Source organism: Kitasatospora sp. NPDC036755, from assembly GCF_040636595.1.
GTDB lineage: Bacteria > Actinomycetota > Actinomycetes > Streptomycetales > Streptomycetaceae > Kitasatospora.
This window is the reverse complement of sequence record NZ_JBEZUT010000007.1, coordinates 1-17,611: the sequence shown is the minus strand read 5'-3', so window position 1 is coordinate 17,611 and position 17,611 is coordinate 1. Positions and strand designations below refer to the sequence as shown.

The 17,611-nt window shown below is 75.3% G+C and carries 11 protein-coding genes; 2 read left to right on the top strand and 9 right to left on the bottom strand.

Annotated features, from left to right (window positions below):
- Positions 1–108: 108 nt before the first annotated feature.
- From AB0E96_RS02245 to AB0E96_RS02210, 8 genes are all read right to left on the bottom strand, one after another.
- The gene (locus AB0E96_RS02245; protein WP_359817459.1) at positions 109–1,050 is read right to left on the bottom strand and encodes a serine protease; all 942 of its coding nucleotides are present in this window, start codon (positions 1,048–1,050) and stop codon (positions 109–111) included.
- Between the two features lie 258 nt (positions 1,051–1,308).
- Positions 1,309–2,949 (bottom strand): RNA polymerase sigma factor, encoded by a 1,641-nt coding sequence (locus AB0E96_RS02240; RefSeq protein ID WP_359817457.1) that lies wholly within the window; start codon positions 2,947–2,949, stop codon positions 1,309–1,311.
- A 520-nt stretch (positions 2,950–3,469) separates the two neighbouring features.
- A complete protein-coding gene (locus tag AB0E96_RS02235) occupies positions 3,470–4,402 on the bottom strand; it encodes a FadR/GntR family transcriptional regulator (RefSeq protein ID WP_359817455.1) in 933 nt (310 codons plus the stop codon).
- Positions 4,403–4,589: 187 nt separating this feature from the next.
- On the bottom strand, positions 4,590–5,498 hold the full coding sequence (locus AB0E96_RS02230) for a hypothetical protein (protein ID WP_359817453.1): 909 nt from the start codon (positions 5,496–5,498) through the stop codon (positions 4,590–4,592).
- A 3-nt stretch (positions 5,499–5,501) separates the two neighbouring features.
- The gene (locus AB0E96_RS02225) at positions 5,502–7,223 is read right to left on the bottom strand and encodes an ATP-binding cassette domain-containing protein (RefSeq protein WP_359817451.1); all 1,722 of its coding nucleotides are present in this window, start codon (positions 7,221–7,223) and stop codon (positions 5,502–5,504) included.
- Between the two features lie 389 nt (positions 7,224–7,612).
- The gene (locus AB0E96_RS02220; protein WP_359817449.1) at positions 7,613–7,891 is read right to left on the bottom strand and encodes a hypothetical protein; all 279 of its coding nucleotides are present in this window, start codon (positions 7,889–7,891) and stop codon (positions 7,613–7,615) included.
- 235 nt (positions 7,892–8,126) lie between these two features.
- Positions 8,127–8,885 (bottom strand): NUDIX domain-containing protein, encoded by a 759-nt coding sequence (locus AB0E96_RS02215; RefSeq protein WP_359817447.1) that lies wholly within the window; start codon positions 8,883–8,885, stop codon positions 8,127–8,129.
- Between the two features lie 183 nt (positions 8,886–9,068).
- Positions 9,069–11,192 (bottom strand): glycogen debranching N-terminal domain-containing protein, encoded by a 2,124-nt coding sequence (locus tag AB0E96_RS02210; protein WP_359817511.1) that lies wholly within the window; start codon positions 11,190–11,192, stop codon positions 9,069–9,071.
- 769 nt (positions 11,193–11,961) lie between these two features.
- On the opposite strand from AB0E96_RS02210, the gene AB0E96_RS02205 reads away from it, so the two are divergent.
- Positions 11,962–13,275, top strand: a complete 1,314-nt coding sequence (locus AB0E96_RS02205) for an alpha/beta fold hydrolase (RefSeq protein WP_359817445.1) — start codon at positions 11,962–11,964, stop codon at positions 13,273–13,275.
- A gap of 34 nt (positions 13,276–13,309) precedes the next feature.
- On the opposite strand, the gene AB0E96_RS02200 is transcribed toward AB0E96_RS02205, so the two are convergent.
- Positions 13,310–14,875 carry a DUF4192 domain-containing protein gene (locus AB0E96_RS02200; protein WP_359817443.1) on the bottom strand — a complete coding sequence of 522 codons (1,566 nt, stop codon included), beginning with the start codon at positions 14,873–14,875 and terminating at the stop codon, positions 13,310–13,312.
- A gap of 228 nt (positions 14,876–15,103) precedes the next feature.
- Between AB0E96_RS02200 and AB0E96_RS02195 the strand changes: the two genes are divergently transcribed.
- Positions 15,104–17,299: a RecQ family ATP-dependent DNA helicase gene (locus tag AB0E96_RS02195; RefSeq protein ID WP_359817441.1), complete on the top strand. Its 2,196-nt coding sequence runs from the start codon at positions 15,104–15,106 to the stop codon at positions 17,297–17,299.
- Positions 17,300–17,611 lie beyond the last annotated feature (312 nt).

Genomic DNA, 17,611 nt, shown 5'->3' with positions numbered 1-17,611 from the left:
ACGCTGCGTCAGGACCCGGCCCCAGTAGGTGACCGGGCGCTCACCCGACGCGGTCGCCGCAGCGCCGAACGCACCGCGGCCCGGGGCCCGCACCGCACGCGGAGGCGTTCACAGCTCCGAGCGCACCGCGTCCGCGACCGAGGAGACCCTGGTGTAGACGCCCGGGTGGGCCGCCTCGGCACAGCCCGTGCCCCAGGACACCAGGCCCACCAGCCGGCCGTCGACGACCATCGGGCCGCCGCTGTCGCCCTGGCAGGCGTCCTTGCCGCCCCGCTCCTCGCCCGCGCAGACCATGCCCCGGGCGTCGAACTTCCCGTCCTGCCCGCCGGGATAGGCCTGCGCGCAGGTCCGGTCCGGCACGATCGGCACGGAGACCCCGCGCAGCACGGGCGAGTAGTCGCCCCGCCCGGTGGTGTCGCCCCAGCCGTACACCTGCGTCGTCGTCCCGGCCGCGTACGGCGCCGTCTCGCCCTGCCCGACCAGCTCGACCACCGGCCGGGCACCCTGGGACTCGGCAAGGGTGATCACCGCGACGTCGTTCATGTTGGCGGTGAAGGAGTAGTCGGGGTGGATCCAGACCGACCGCACCCCGACCTCGCGGCCGGCCGTGCCGCGCATGTCGTCCCGGCCGACGACCACCTTGAGGCCTGGCCGGTCCACCCGGCCCTTGGCCTCGTCGTAGAAGCAGTGCGCGGCCGTCACCACCTTGGTCGGGGTGACCAGCGCGCCCCCGCAGAACTGGCCGGAACGGCCGCTGCCGAACTGCTGGCGACTGGACAGCGCCACGATCCACGGGTGGTCCTTGGTGCTGGCCGCCGCGCCGCCGACCACCCGGCGCTGCGCCTCGGCCGGCGCCGCGGTACCGAGGGCGACCAGCGGGACCGGCACGGCGGCGAGCAGCGCCAGCACGGCGGCCCTGCCCCGGCGGCCGGACCGACCGGCGGCCGGATCCGCCGAGCAGGCCGGACCGGCGGGGTCTGCGGGGCCGGCGGGGCCGACCGGGAACGGGGTGGGCGTCGGCAGGTCTGTGCGGTCCGGCTCGGTCGGCACCGTGACTCCAGGAGGCTCGGAAGCAGGCAACCGGCACAGCGTAGGTGAACGACTACACGGTGCGACCCCTTCCCGCCGCGCCGCCACCCGGACGAGGGACATCCGCCACCCGGACGCTGACGGGACCGGGCCGCGGGCGGGCCGGTCCCAGGTCGCGGGCGGGCCGCCGCCCGGGCCCGGACAGCCGCGAAGGCCCGGAGCCGTGCGGCTCCGGGCCTTCGCGTGGAACGACGTGCGTCGATCGGTACAGCCGGTCGATCAGTCCAGGTAGTCGCGCAGCACCTGGGAACGCGACGGGTGGCGCAGCTTCGACATGGTCTTCGACTCGATCTGGCGGATGCGCTCACGGGTGACCCCGTACACCTTGCCGATCTCGTCCAGCGTCTTCGGCTGGCCGTCGGTCAGGCCGAAGCGCATCGAGACCACGCCCGCCTCGCGCTCGGACAGGGTGTCCAGCACCGAGTGCAGCTGCTCCTGGAGCAGGGTGAAGGAGACCGCGTCGGCCGGGACAACCGCCTCGGAGTCCTCGATCAGGTCACCGAACTCGCTGTCGCCGTCCTCGCCCAGCGGGGTGTGCAGCGAGATCGGCTCGCGGCCGTACTTCTGGACCTCGATGACCTTCTCGGGGGTCATGTCGAGTTCCTTGGCCAGCTCCTCCGGGGTGGGCTCGCGGCCCAGGTCCTGGAGCATCTGGCGCTGGACGCGGGCCAGCTTGTTGATGACCTCGACCATGTGCACCGGGATGCGGATGGTGCGGGCCTGGTCGGCCATGGCGCGGGTGATCGCCTGGCGGATCCACCAGGTGGCGTAGGTCGAGAACTTGTAGCCCTTGGTGTAGTCGAACTTCTCGACCGCACGGATCAGACCGAGGTTGCCCTCCTGGATGAGGTCCAGGAAGAGCATGCCGCGACCGGTGTAGCGCTTGGCCAGCGAGACCACCAGGCGGAGGTTGGCCTCCAGCAGGTGGTTCTTGGCCCGGCGGCCGTCCTCGGCGATGATCTCCAGCTCGCGCTTGAGCTTCGGGGCGAGCTTGTCGGCGGCCGAGAGCTTGTCCTCGGCGAACAGGCCGGCCTCGATGCGCTTGGCGAGCTCGACCTCCTGCTCGGCGTTGAGCAGCGGGACCTTGCCGATCTGCTTCAGGTAGTCCTTGACCGGGTCGGCGGTGGCGCCGGCGACGGCGACCTGCTGGGCCGGCGCGTCGTCCTCGTCGTCGTCGGAGAGGACGAAGCCCTCCGACTCCTCCTCCGGACCAGTGCCTTCGGCCTCGGTCTTCTCACCGGGCAGAGCGGCGTCCTCGAGCAGCTCCTCCTCGCCGAGCAGCTCCTCGTCGCCCTTGGCGTTCTTGCCGGCGGCAGTCTTCTTGGCGGCGGTCTTCTTGGCAGGCGCCGCGGTCTTCTTGGCGGCGGCCTTCTTGGCCGGAGCGGCCTTCTTGGCGGGAACCGCCTTCACCTCGGTGCCGGCGACGCCGGTGATCTCGGCGGAGACGGTGGGGGCCGGGGCCGCGGCGGCGGCGACGGCCGGAGCCGCGACGGGAGCGCCGGGGGCGATCCGCACGGGCGGCTTGGTCGGGGCCGACGAGGCGGCCGGGGTCCGGGTGGTGACAGCCTTGGTGGCGGTGCGCTTGGTGGGGCTCTTGGCAGCAACGCTCTTGCGCTTGGCGCCGGCCGGTTCGGCCGCGCTGACCATGAGGTCCACCCCCTCCTCAATCAGCACCTGGTTGAGGCTGCGCATGACGTTCTTCCACTTGGTGACCGGGATCTGGTCCGCCTCGAACGCCTGGCGCACGTCGTCACCGGCGATCTGCCCCTGGGCCTTGCCCCGCTCGATGAGCGCCAGCAGAGCCGCGGACTCGGCGATCTCGGGGGGAAGTGAACGGGATGTGCTGGCCGACACGAACAACCTCTCGGACGATGAGTGGACTCGAACCCGTACCGGCCGCCCAAGCGGGCGGGGAAGGAGATCGCGCGTCGGGCGCGCGGTGTCGATTCCGACCGACTCGGGCTTGAGGACTGGGTTTGCAGGACGGCAGCAGCGCCGCGGACCAACACAGCATTCTGACATGTTGGAGTATTCCGGAGCTGCTTCCGCTCAGGACACATCGCTGCTACTCGTCAAGTGTTACGCATGGCCTTCGTGTCGCGGGTCACACCACCGGCGCCCGCGACCCGGGGCCGCTTCCATCATCGCGCACTCCCAGGGCGAATTGTTGTCATGAGCAGAGCGAATGATGAGGTCGACTCCCGCCGGCGCCTTCACCGGCCGCCCCATCGAGGGCGAACCCCCTCACGGACCCCTTCGCGGGCCTACCGCCGGGCGACGGCATGCGGAGGCCCTCCGGCTGCGCCGCGCGGTGCGGCCGGAGGGCCCTGGCGGAGCGGACCGCCGCCATCCGGCGCCTCCGCTCGTGAGAACAGCCCGTTCAGTGCTCCCTGGGCGCGGGGACGGACGGCTCGATCTCGGGATGGACGGTGAGCAGGGCCCGCATCGCGGCCTCGCCCGCGGTGCCGTCGCCGGCGCCCAACGCGTCCACCAGCCGGGCGTGCAGGCCCACCGAGGATTCGGCGGGCCGCTCGCAGGAGATGGCCGGACCGCCCGAGACCTGCAGCGCGCAGGCGACGATCCCGGACAGGTGCTCCAGCATCCGGTTGCCGGCCATCTGGAGGATCAGACCGTGCAGCTCGGCATCGGCCCGGGTGTACGTCGAGAGGTCGGCCTGGGAGGCGGCGTGGCCCATGATCTCGACCAGCTCGACCAGCCGCTGCTGGACGTCCTCCCGGCCGTGGCCGGCGGCGAGCCGGGCCGCCAGCGGCTCGATCGCCCAGCGGAGCTCGAAGAGTTCCCGGCGCTGCTCGTCCCGCTGCGGGCCGAAGGCGCGCCACTCGATGATGTCCGGGTCCAGCAGGTTCCAGTCGCCGACCGGGCGGACCCGAGTGCCGACGTTCGGCCGGGCGCTGACCAGGCCCTTGGCCTCCAGCACGCGCAGCGACTCGCGGACGACGGTGCGGGAGACCTCGAACCGCTGGCCGATCTCCTCCGGCACCAGCGGACGGTCGGCGCCGAGGTCGCCGGAGACGATCATCTGGCCGAGCTGCTGGACCAGCTGGCCGTGCAGACCGCGGCCTCGGCTGCTGGTGGTCTTGCGGCCGACCCTGGCGATGTCGGACTCGGCGCCCTCCCAGCGGGGCGCCGGCGGGGTCGGCCGGTCGGCGTACGAGAAGCGGTCCAGGTCGCCGGGACCGTGGATGGGCCCTTCGGTGGAACGGGCGGGGGTCATGGTGGGGTGCGCAAGGGTACTCACGCCTCCTTTGTCGGCGATAGGCGGGCGTGGCTTGAGAATTCTCGTGAAAAGCACACGAAAGGGTGATCGACGGTGACTGGATAATTGACTTCTTATCAGGGCGAAAAGTGCAATACGGTCACTGCTGGTCGATCTTGGAAGTCCCGGACACGCCCCGCCCGGAGAGCCTCGAGCCCTGCACGGGCGGGCCCCTGGGGGCGCACCTACCGGGCCCGCCCCATGACGCCGCCACAGGGCACGGCTACAGCGCGCGGCGGCGGGCCTGGACCAGCAGGGCCGCGAGCAGCAGGAGCGCCGCGGGGGCCGCGACCGCCGCGAGCAGCGCCGGATCGCTCAACGCCGCGCTCCCGGCCGCCGCTTCGTGCGCACCGCCGCCGTACACCCAGCCGTAGGCCCACTCGATCCCGGACTGGAAGGGCAGGAGCTCGGCCGCCCGGGTCGGCCACGGCCTGCCGGTGTGGCGCAGCAGCAGGGCGACGCCGGACTCCAGGAGCGGCGGCAGCGCGCACAGCAGCAGCACCCCGGCCGCGGCACTGCGGGTCAGCGAAGCGGTCAGCACCCCGGTCCAGCCGGCCACCACGGTGAGCAGGACGAAGGCCAGCAGCGCGGCGGGCACCCCGTGGCCGGCCGACAGCCCGAGCGGGGCGAACACCCCCGGCAGGTCGGACAGCCCCGACATCCCGGCACCGGTCACCAGCTCGGACACCCGGTCCGACAGCGCGGCCGGATCCGACCAGGCCGCCACGGTGACGCCGTCCGGCAACGCCAGGTGCACGACCACCGCGTCGAGCAACAGCGTGGCCGACGCCAGCAGCGCCGCCACCGGCCCGACCACCAACAGCTTGGCCAGCAGCAGCCGCAGCCGGCGCAGGTACGACACCTGCGAGGCCGGCAGCCCCGGGTGGCGCACCTCGTGCCCGTACGAGAGCGCGCCCAGCACCCCGGCGCCGAGCGCGGCGAAGGGCAGCGGGCTCAGCGGGACGGCGGCGGTCAGCAGCCGCACCCCGGCCGGGGCGGACAGCAGACCGTCCGGGGCCTGGCTCGCCGGCACGGCGGCCACGACGGCGTCGCCGAGCAGCACGGCGGCGAGCAGCAGCCAGGTGGATCGCAGGCCGCGCAGGCGGCGCAGCTCGTAGGCCAGGACACGCACGGTTCACTCGCTCCGGTGGTCGTCGGGGGTGGCGGAGATGGCCGGGGCTGCGGGGAGGGCGGCGGCCGGCGCCGGGGCGGCAGGGGCCTGGGCGGCCACGGCCCGGACGGCGGTGGCACCCGAGGCGGAACGGCGGAGCCGGACGGTGTCGTCGGTGCGCAGGTCGTCGGCGCTCCCCCTGCGGCCCAGCGGCCGGACCCGGACGGGTGTCAGCGGACGCGCCGGGACCGGTTCGTCCCGGAAGAGCCGCTCGACGGACACGGTGGGGCCGGCTTCGGCGCTCTCGTCGGGCCCGGTCCCCGCGGTCGGCTCCGAGCGGCGGCCCGCGGGTTCGGGGCGGCGACCGGGCTCGGGGCGACGGCCGGGCTCGGGGCGGCGACCGGGTGCGCTGAGGACGGGCAGTGCGGCGGCGGGAAGGGCGGCGGCGACGGCCACGGCGGGCAGGGCGCGGGTGGGCAGGGAACCGTCCTCCCGGCGACGGGGAGCGCCGCGCCTCGGGGTGGTGGTGGCCCCGGGGGCGGAGACGGTGGGTTCGGGGCTGGAGGCGGTCGCGGTGGCGGCGGAGGCGGTGGCGGTCGCGGTGGCGGTGGCGGTGGCGGTGGTGGCGGGTTCGGCCGGGGGCGGGGGCACCGTGAACTCGACCGGGGCCTTCGCGGCTTCGACCGGGGCGGGCCCGGTGATCGGTTCGGGGGTGCGATCGGTGGCCGGTGGCGGGCTCGACCTCCGGATCGGCTCGTCGGCCGGCACCTCGGCGGGCTCCTCGGCCGACTGCGGGCTCGGCCCCGACTCGGCGTCCGCGTGGAGGCGGAGGCGGCCGGAGCGGCCCGAGCCGGTCGGCAGGACGACTCGCGGCGCCGGCTGCTCGACCACCCGGTCGGCCAGTTCGTGCAGCAGGATCCCGTGGCGGTAGGCGAGTTCGCCGATCTCGGTGCGGTCGATGCCGGCCACCGCGAGACCGACGCTGCCGTCCCGCCGGACGTCCGCGCCCTGGCTGACCAGCAGGTCCGCCAACCGCGCCATCTGCGGCCCCCGGACGGCGACTTCGGGGCTGAGCCTGGTCCGCCGGAACTCAGCGACCGGCTGGTCGGCCACCAACCGCCCGCGGTCCAGGGTGACCACCCGGTCGGCGAGTTGGGAGGCCTCCTGCGGAGTGCGGGTGGTCACGAGGACCGTTCCGCCGGCGGCTCCGAAGGAGCGCAGGAAGGAGTGGAACCACTCGACGTTGCGCGGCGACAGCCCGTCGGCGGGACCGTCCAGCAGCAGTGCGCCGGGGTCCGCGAGCAGGGCGGAGGCCAGGGCGAGGCGACGGTGCATGCCCGGCGAGAAGGTGCGCAGCCGCTGCCCGGCGACGGCGGCCAGCCGGGTCTGCTCCAGCAGTTCGTCGGCCCGCCGGGCCGGGACGCCGACGGCCGCGGCGAGCATCCGCAGGTGGCTGCGCGCCTTGCGGCCCGGATGTCCGGCCACGGCTGCACCCCCGGCGCCGGTCAGCAGCACCCCGACCTCGCGCTCGGGGTGGCGCAGCCGACGGTACGGGCGTCCGCCGAAGAGCGTGACGCCCTGGCCGCGTTCGAGTTCCAGCATCAGCCGCAGTGCCGTCGACTTGCCCGCCCCCTCGGCGCCGAGCAGCGCGGTCACCGTGCCGGGCCGGGCATCGAAGGTCAGGTCGAGCACCGCGGGCGGAGCGCCCTTGCGATAGACCTTGGTCAGTCCGGTGATCTGGATCATCGCTGGCTGCTCCCATGCCCTCGGCCGACCTGCTCCACGCGGAGCACCCCTGACGGACGGGCATGCACCCGCTCGGCTCCGCGCCAGCACATTAGGGGGCGGCGACTGCTATTCCGGGCATTACGGGAACGGCGCGGGCCCGCTGGCTGCCCACCTCACCCGATCAGGGGACAATCCGATCCTGCGATTCACGGCCGACCGGCCCGCTCCGGGGCTCTGACGCACCGGTCACACCGGTGGGGCTGGTGGTTCCGGTGGGGCTGATGAGGCTGGTGGTGCCGGTGGGGCCGATGTACTGATGGTGCCCGCGGGCTTCGGGGGTTTCGGCAGTCCCGGCGGCTCCGGCCGGACGGAGCGCCGTGTTCGGTAAAGGTGGAGGGGTGCAGCCGTCACCGAGAAGGCCAGGGCGGCGGCGGGAGCCGCTCGCCGCCGCACACCGCGCGGAACCCGTCGACGGCGGCCCGGCCCTCGACCGTGATCTCGCCCAGCCTCTCCCGTTCCGCGGCCAGCCGTTCCTCCACGGCGGCGATCGCCTCGGGTGCCGCCCGGGCGGCCTGCAGGGCGGCCAGCTCCTTCTCCGTGGCGGTGGTGGTCTCGTCCAGGCTCCGGTAGTCGGCTGCCAGCGCCTCGATGAGGGTTCGCTGCTCGGCACAGTCCTCGATGGCCATCGCGGGGCTCCCAGGGCCGGAAGGCCTCCGGCCCGGCGGCCGGAGCGTCCACCGACACTCTGCGCCGCCGCCCCCGGGGACGCAGCCAGGCCGAGCCATTCGGCTGCCCGGGACCGCACCCGGACGCGGGCGCCACGGGTCCGGCGCGGGCACAGGCACGGGCACGGGCATGGGCACGGGTACGGGCATGGGCACGGGTACGGGCATGGGCACCGCTACGGAGCTCCGACGGGGCTCAGGACTCCGGGCGCAGCATGGGCGGGTTGAGGTCGGTCGCGCCGCCGGCGGTGAAAAGCTGGGCCGGACGACCGCCCTGACGGGTCGTCGTACCGCCCGAGGGAAGCAGGAAGCCGGGGGTGCCGGTGACCTTGCGGTGGAAGTTCCGCGGGTCCAGCACCACGCCCCAGACCGCCTCGTAGACCCGACGCAGCTCGCCGACGGTGAACTCGGTCGGGCAGAAGGCGGTGGCGAGGGAGGAGTACTCGATCTTGGAGCGGGCGCGTTCCACACCGTCGGCGAGGATCAGGCCGTGGTCGAAGGCGAGCGGGACGCCGTCGGCCGGGTTCTCTCCGAGGAGTTCGCCGACCGGGGCCCAGCGGGCACTGCTGGCGTCGCCGCCGGCCCGGGGCGTCGGCAGGTCGGGGGCCAGCACCAGGTAGGCGACACTGACCACGCGCATCCGGGGGTCGCGCTGCGGGTGGCCGTAGGTGGCGAGCTGCTCATGGTGGGCGCCGGCCGCGCCGGGGCCCACCGCGTCGTGGCCGGGGGCGGTGTGGGCGCGCAGGCCGGTCTCCTCGGCCAGCTCGCGGGAGGCGGCCTCGGCCAGTCCCTCGTCCGGGCGGACGAAGCCGCCGGGCAGCGCCCAGTACCCCTGGAACGGAGGTTCGCCTCGTCTGACCAGCAGGGCGCAGAGCGAGTGGTCGCGCACCGTCAGCACCACCAGGTCAACCGTGACAGCGAACGGGGGGAAGGCCGACGGATCGTAACGCGACATGATGACGATCATAGTCGTCTCTCTGACGATAAGCACAGGCCCGTACGTGGACGGTGCAGTGCCGACGGCCCTCTCCGGGCCCGGCGTGGTGCGCGCGGGGCCGCCCGGGCCCGGGACCGGGCAGGCGCGGGGCCGGTGACCCGGTGTCACCGGCCCCGGGGTGCGGACGGGCGGCGGGCGGGCTCAGCGGGCGACGAGTTGCAGGTCCGTGGACGCCTCCTCCACCATCGCCACGCCGATCCGGCTCACCCGGACGGAGAAGGGCTCGCCCGCCACCCGCAGACCGGTCAGTTCCAGCTCGCCGAGTGGCGCGGTGCTGGCCGGGCGGACCAGCACCCGACCGCCCGGGACATCGGGCCGGACTCCGGCCAGGGCGAACACCGCGTGCACGGCGCCGGCCGCGGAGACCGCCGCCGGGCGGCAGGCCGCGGGGTGCGGCACCGGTGGGCAGCCGGAGGTGCGCTGCTCCCCCGCGTACATCTCCGGCAGCCGCCCCTCGAAGTGGGCACTCGCCGCGAGCAGGCCCTCCATCAGGGTGCCGGCCTCGTTCTCGTGTCCGGCCTCGGCCAGTCCGGCGACCGCCAGGGCCGTCTCGTGGACCCGCACCGCTCCGCCGCGGTGGCCCAGCGGATTGAAGCGGGGGGACTTCGCGCTCAGTGTGCGCAGGCCCCAACCGCTGTCCAGCTCGGGCGCGACCAGGCGCTGGGCGAGCAGCCGGGTCTGGTCGCGGTCCAGCAGGCTCTCGTGCCGGCCGCCGTCGACGGCGAGCCCGGTGTCCAGCAGGTGCACCAGGGAGGAGGCGACGGCGGGCAGCGGTTGGCCGCCCGGCGCCAGCCCGGCCGCGGGTCGACCACCGGACAGGTCGTCGACCCAGAACCGCTCGCGGAAGCGCCCGCGCAGCGCGGCGGCCCAGCCCGTCCACTCCGCCGCGCCCGGTCGCCCGAAGGCCTCCAGCAGCTCGGCCCCGTGCAGGGCGGCGCGGTGGGCCTGTGCCTGGACCTCGGCGCGGGCGGCGACCGGGTGGGCGGAGCGTTCCTCGGCCGGGCGGCTCAGGTCGGTGACGAAGCCGTCGACCAAACCCTCTCGCAGGGCCGCCAGGGCCCGCTCGACGGCCGGGAGCAGCTCGGCGACCTCCGCCGGGGGCAGGCCCCAGCGCCAGGCCTCGGCCAGCACCGTGACGAACAGCAGGGTGGCCTCGGTGGCGGTGCAGGTGGGCGGCAGCTCCGGGCCGCCGTGGCGCAGGGCGCCGGGCAGCAGGCCCTCGGTGCGACCGGGGGCGGCGAGCTGCTGGCGGCGGGCCAGCGCCCGGAGGGTGCCGGCCGCCAGCCGGGTGCCGAGCGGCAGGGTCAGCCGGGCGGCCCAGAGCGCGTCGGCCGGGGCCAGGCCGAAGCGCCAGGGCGCTCCGGAGGCCGGGTAGAGGTCGGTCGGGCGGTCCGGGTCGGCGAACAGCAGCCCGCCGAGGGCGTCCAGCGAGCGGGAGACCAGCGGAGCCGCCCGGGTGTCGTCGCTGCGGACCTCCGGCTCGGACCAGGGCAGCGGGACGCCGGCGCCGCGGCCGCCCGGCGGGCGCGGGCCACCGGTGGCGCTCTCCAACGCGGTGTGCAGCTCGACCGACCAGCGGGTGCCGGGCTGGACCTCCAAGTCCCAGCGGAGCACTCCGGCACCGGCCAGGACGGCGTGCGGGGAGGGCTGGGCGCTGACCACGGCGCTGTGCACCGGCCCCGTCCAACGCAGTCCGGCGGACTGCACCTGGCCCGGCAGGTCGGGCTGGCGGTGCCCGGCGGCAATCTCGGCGACCGGGCCGAGGTCGGTGCCGAGGGCTATCTCCAGTGGCAGCCGTGCGGGCCGCGGACCGGTGTTGCGCACGAGCACCGTCTCCACGCCGTCGGCATGCCGCAGCCGCTCGACGGTCAGCGCCGGATCCGGGTCGAGGTCGCCGGGGAGGCGGACGGCGCCGAGGAAGCGTGCCTGGGCGGTGCTGGTCAAGGTGCCCTGGAGCGGCAGCGGCTCCATGCCGCCCAACCGCAGCTCCATCCTGGCTAGCACTCGGACGCCGTTGCGGTAGAAGCCGTGCAGTCCGTGGCCTCGCAGCTGGCCGTCGGGGCCGGACGCGGCCATCGCCGGGGCGTTGACGCAGATCACCGCGTGGTGGACGGCAGGCGGCTGCGGGCGTGGCGGGGCCGCGGCTCGACCGGGGCCGAGCGGTGCGCCCGCGGGCCCCGCCGGCGGGACCTGGTCGGGACGGCCCACGGGCCTGGGCGGCGCGCCGACCACGCTCTCGGCCGGCATGGCCTGTGGTGGCCTCATGGCGGTCACCGGACTCTCCTCCCCTCGGCGGTCCGGTGGCCGGGTCAGGCCGGTGGGCCGCGAGCGTGCTCGATCGCGTGCTGATGGTGCCGGACCGACGGGCCTGTCCCGTCGGCGGGTGTGCCGTGTCTGGCCGTACCCGGTGGCGGGCCGTGCCATGCGGTGCTCGGTACCGGGCCGGTACCGGCGCGCCGCGCCTTCGTTCCGGGGCCCGTCACCGGGCCCGGCACGCCGTCAGGTCCGGCGCCCCGTCATACCGGTGACGCCCTGCCCCCTCGGCCCCCGCCTGCCGGATCACCCGGCCCCGTGACGGCGACCGGCCGTGGTGCCGCGCACGACCGCCGGCCGCTGCCGGACCCGGGCGGCCGGGTCCGTGCCGCCCGGCGATCGACCCGCCCGGACCGGGCGCAGGCCCCCGGGGTGAACGCCTCGCACCGCCGCCAGGTCACGCACCACCGCTGCGCCGCTGGTCGGAGCCGCGCTGCCGGGCGGCCGGACCGCTTCCGTCGGCCTGCTTCCGTCGGAGCGTCACCGGGGCCTCGCCGCGGGCGTCACCGTCCGCCCCGGGTCCGTACCCGCCCACGGACCGCCGCGGTGGACCGGCTCGGGCCGGGCGTCGGCCGAGGTCGGGCGTCAGGTCTGGCGGGTGGGACGCTCGAACCGGCGCTCGACCGCCGCCAGGATACGGTGCGGGGGTCGCGGCCCCCGCACCCGGTGGACCCGTGAACCGCGACGCCATCGCTGTGACCAGCAGAGACCGAGGAGTTGCATGTCCGCCATCAGCCGGCTGCCCGGGATTGTCACGACCGACCACGTGTTCCAGCTGCCGCTCGACCACGCCGCCCCGCAGGGCGAGCAGATCGAGGTGTACGCCCGCGAAGTGGTGGCCGCAGGCCGCGAGCGGGACGACCTGCCCTGGCTGGTCTTCCTCCAGGGCGGGCCGGGCGGCAAGGCCGCCCGACCGCTCGGCCGGGACTCCTGGCTGGATCGCGCCCTGGACGACTACCGGGTGCTCCTGCTCGACCAGCGCGGCACCGGGCGGTCCACCCCCGCGACCCGGCAGACCCTCGCCCGCCGCGGCGGTCCGCAGGAGCAGGCGGACTACCTGGCCCACTTCCGCGCGGACTCGATCGTCCGGGACGCCGAGCTGATCCGCGAACGGCTGCTCGGCGCCGACCGGCGCTGGAGCGTGCTCGGCCAGAGCTTCGGCGGCTTCTGCACCCTCACCTACCTCTCCATCGCCCCCGAGGGCCTGACCGAGGCCTTCATCACCGGTGGCCTGGCCGGACTCGGCAGCTCGGCCGACGACGTCTACCGCGCCGCCTACCCGCGGGTGGTCCGCAAGAACGAGGGCCACTACGCCCGGTTCCCGCAGGACGTCCAGGCGGTGCGCCGGATCGCGGCACACCTCGCCGACTCCCCCGCGCCCCTGCCGGACGGCGGGCTGCTCACCGTCGAGGCGTTCCAGGCCCTCGGCATGCTGCTCGGAGCCGGCGCCGGCTCCGGCACGCTGCACTACCTGCTGGAGGAGGCCTGGGTGGAGGGCGCGGCCGGGCCGGAGCTCTCCGACACCTTCCTGGCCGGCGCCCAGGCCCAGCTCTCCTTCGCGGGCGGCCCGCTGTACGCGGTGCTGCACGAGTCGATCTACGGCCAGCGGTCGGTGGACCAAGGCGGCACCGCCTGGGCGGCCGAGCGGGTCCGCAAGGAGTTCCCGCAGTTCGACGCCCGGGCCGCGCTGGAGTCCGACGCGCCGGTGCTGTTCACCGGGGAGATGATCTACCCCTGGATGTTCGACACCGACCCGGCGCTGCGCCCGCTGAAGGAGGCGGCGGACCTGCTCGCCGCCCGCGCCGACTGGCCCGACCTGTACGACCGGACGCGGCTGGCCGCCAACACCGTGCCGGTCGTGGCGGCGGTCTACCACGACGACATGTACGTGGACACCGCGGACTCGCTGGAGACCGCCCGCGCGGTGCGCGGCCTGCGGACCTGGATCACCAACGAGTGGGAGCACGACGGCCTCCGGGTGAGCGGCCGCGCGGTGCTGGACCGCCTGATCAGGATGGCGCACGGCGAGGCGTAGCGGCCCGCCGGCCGGCGCCGGGGCGCGAAGCCGCTCAGTGCGCACGGTGCCCTCCTCTCTCCGCCCGCCGGACGCCCCGGCAGCGGTGGAGGCCGGTGCGGGCAGCGTGCGCACCCGCCGTGGCCCGGCCGAGCCGCAGGCCCCGGACGGGCCACTCCCCGGCCGCCCGGGTGTGCCCGGGTGCAGCGGCCCTTCCCGGCGCCGGCAGCAGGGCCACCGCCCCGGCCCCGCCGCCCTCCGGCTCCCGGCCTCCGGAGCCGGAGGCGTCACCGGGACCCGGATCGGCGGGCGCCGACGCCGCGGAGGAAGCCTTCCGACGACCGCCCCGCCGGCGCCGCCGGCCACCGGGCGACCGTCCGGGCCGATCGCCCGGGGCCGCGCTCGCCCCCGGGCGATCGGGCCCGGGATCCGCTTCGGCACGAGGGGACGCCCCCTCGACGGGCGACGGCACCTCGGTGCTCGGCGCTCCACCCGCCGGAGGCCGCGGTCCGTCGGCCGGGGCCGCCGCTGCGCCGGGCTCCTCGCGCCGCCGCCGTTGGGCCTCGACGGCGGCCAACAGGCCCTGGGGCGTCATGCCGTCGTTGAGCGACTCGTAGAGCAGATCGGCCAGCAGGTAGCCGGGGGCGAGCCGCAGGACGTGCCCGAGCACCACCCGGGCCGTCGCGGTGTCCCCGGCGACCCAGGACGTCCAGGCCAGCAGGGTGAGCGGGGCCACCGCACAGCCGTCGTACGGAGGCACGGCCCGCCGGGCGAGGAAGCGCCAGAGGCGCTCGGCCGGGGCCAGCTCGGCGGGCCGGGCGTACTCGACGCCGCGGTCCCGCACCAGACGGTCCCGCAGGGCGAGCAGCAGCTGGGCCGTCCGGTCCGGATCGAGCTCCCTGGCTCCCGCCCGGAACTCGGCGACGGCCTGGTCGAGCAGGGCGATGCGCTGCTCCCTGGCGAGCGCGTCCACGGCCTCGGCCCGGGCGAGCGCCTCGCGCTGGACGGCGTCCTCCGGCGGACCGACCGGGTCCAACCCGCCGATGATCGCCTTCCGGCTGCCGCGCGGCACCAGGCCTGCCACCGTCGCGGCGGCCGCCGCCGGACCGGGTTCGGGGCTGCGCCGCACCGGATTGCCCGCCGCTTCGCAGCACCCGTCGCCGCGGCAGAGGAACGACCACCAGCGGCCGCCCGAGACGCACAGCGACTCCTTGACGGCCACACCCCGGCGCCCGAAGGCCGCCCGGAGGGCCTCCGCCAGCGGCCGCAGCCCGTCCACCACCGGCGGGGCGTGGGCCGCGGCGGGATCCTGGCAGAGGTAGAGGAGCACCTGGAGCGGCCGGGCCCCGTGCCGCTCGGAGAGTGCGATCAGCAGGGCGGCCGTCTCCTCCGCCGCGACCGGCCACTGCGAGGACGACCGCGGCAGGTCCGCCCGGATCACCCCGCCCTGGTGCAGGCCGGGGCCGTGGAGCCCCACCGCGACGATGCTGTCGTCCGGGTAGAAGCCCAGGAAGTACGGAAGCAGCTCGGCCATGTCGGCCGGACCGCGCATGACGACCTGCCGGTGGTCGGAGGCCGGGCCGAGGGACAGAATGACGTGTTCGTTGTTCATCGCGTTCATGGCCGCAAGAGTGGACGCAATCCGCGGGCGGCACCGGAAACGAATTTTTTCTGTGGATAACTCCGCCCCCGAATTTCCCTTCACTCATTCGGAGCAGGCGACACGCCCTCCTGCGGGTAAGTTTTGACTGCCGTTCAGCGGATGAGCAGATGAGATACACCTCATCTTCCCTCGCCTCCCCTGCCCCACATTCGTCGCTTGTCGGCGGTACGGGGTTACATGGACGCCATGCAGCAGCCCGACATCCACACCACCGCCACCGCCGACCGCGCCGAGGTCCGGGCGCGGGCCGAGGCCGTCCTGCGCGAGCTCGCGGGCCCCGGAGCCACCCTGCGCGAGGACCAGTGGACGGCCATCGAGGCCCTCGTGGTCGACCGCCGCCGCGCGCTGGTCGTCCAGCGCACCGGCTGGGGGAAGTCCGCGGTCTACTTCATCGCGACCGCCCTGCTCCGGGCCCGCGGCGCCGGCCCGACGGTGATCGTCTCGCCGCTGCTCGCCCTGATGCGCAACCAGGTCGAATCGGCCGGCCGGGCCGGCATCCACGCCCGCACCATCAACTCGGCCAACACCGACGAGTGGGCCGCGGTCCAGGAGGAGGTCGCCACCGGGAAGGTCGACATCCTGCTGGTCAGCCCCGAGCGGCTGAACAACCCGGACTTCCGCGACCAGGTGCTGCCCGAGCTCGCCGCCTCCACCGGCCTGCTGGTGGTCGACGAGGCCCACTGCATCTCGGACTGGGGGCACGACTTCCGGCCCGACTACCGCCGGCTGCGCACCATGCTCGCGGACCTGCCGGCCGGCGTCCCGGTGCTGGCCACCACCGCCACCGCCAACGCGCGGGTCACCGCGGACGTCGCCGAGCAGCTCGGCACCGGCGCCACCGACGAGCACGCCCTGGTGCTGCGCGGACCGCTCGACCGGGAGAGCCTCACCCTGGGCGTGCTCTCCCTGCCGGACCCGGCGCACCGCCTCGCCTGGCTGGCCGACCACCTCGACCGGCTCCCCGGCTCGGGCATCGTCTACACCCTGACGGTGGCCGCCACCGAGGAGGTGACGGCCTTCCTGCGCGAGCGCGGCTTCACGGTGGCCTCCTACTCCGGTCGCACCGAGGACGCCGAGCGGCGCACCGCCGAGGCCGACCTGCTGGCCAACCGGGTCAAGGCGCTGGTCGCCACCTCCGCGCTCGGCATGGGCTTCGACAAGCCGGACCTCGGCTTCGTGGTGCACCTCGGCTCGCCCAGCTCGCCGATCGCCTACTACCAGCAGGTCGGCCGCGCCGGGCGCGGAGTGGACCGGGCCGAGGTGCTGCTGCTGCCCGGCCGCGAGGACGAGGCGATCTGGCGCTACTTCGCCTCCCTGGCCTTCCCCCCGGAGGAGCAGGTGCGCCGCACCATCGACGCGCTGGCCGAGGCCGGCCGGCCGCTCTCCACCGCCGCCCTGGAGCCCCGGGTGGACCTGCGCCGGGCCCGGCTGGAGACGATGCTCAAGGTTCTCGACGTGGACGGCGCCGTCCGCCGGGTGAAGGGCGGCTGGACGGCCACCGGCCAGAGCTGGGAGTACGACACCGCCCGCTACGCCAAGGTCGCCGCCTCCCGGGAGGCGGAGCAGCGGGCGATGCGCGACTATGCGGCCGGCACCGACTGCCGGATGGAGTTCCTGCGCCGCCAGCTCGACGACGAGCAGGCCGTGCCGTGCGGCCGGTGCGACAACTGCGCGGGGCCGCGGCACACTCCGGACGTCACCGACGAGACGCTGGCGGCCGCCCGGGCCGCCCTCGGCCGCCCCGGCGTGACCTTCGAACCCCGTCGGCTCTGGCCGACCGGGATGGACTCGCTCGGAGTGCCGCTCAAGGGCCGGATCCCGGCGGGCGAGCAGGCGGAGACCGGCCGGGCGCTCGGCCGGCTGTCCGACATCGGCTGGGGCAACCGGCTGCGCACCCTGCTCGCCGAGCAGGCGCCGGACGTGCCGGTGCCCGGCGAGGCGGTGGACGCCCTGGTGGCGGTGCTCGCCGACTGGGCCCGCGGTCCGGGCGGCTGGGCCGGGCCCGCGACGACGGAGGGCACCCGGCTGGAGCGGCCGGTCGGCGTGGTGACGATGGCCTCCTCGACCAGGCCCCGGCTGGTCGGCAGCCTCGGCGCGCGGATCGCCGAGATCGGGCGGATGCCGCTGCTCGGCCGGATCGAGTACGCCGGCGGACTGCCCCCGCACGGCGCCCGCAGCAACAGCGCCCAGCGGCTGCACTCGCTGGCCGGCGCACTGGTCCTGCCGCCGGAGGTGGAGCAGGCGGTGGCCGCCGCGGGCGGGCCGGTGCTGCTGGTGGACGACCTCGTCGACTCGGGCTGGACGGTCACCGTCGCCGCCCGGCTGCTGCGGCGGGCGGGGGCGAGCGCGGTCCTGCCGCTGGTGCTCGCCGTGCAGGGGTGACAGGACGACGGGAAGCCGTCGAAGGGACTCTGCTGGCGAAGTCGTTCGGGGTGGGTGTGGGGGCGGTAGGTTCCTGCTGGTTGGGGTGGGTTGGCTGTCTGTGGGGGTGGGCTGTGCTGCGTCCTGGTGGGGTGTCGGGGATTCCGGTGGAGACCGTGGTGTTGGCTCGCAGGGTTCATCCGCGGGGGACGGACGAGATGCGGGTGCGGGACGCGTTGGGTCCGTTGTTCAACGACGAGGACTTCGTCTCGGGTGAGTTCGAGGAGATGTACGCGGATCTGGGGCGTCCCGGTATCTCGCCGGCCCTGCTGG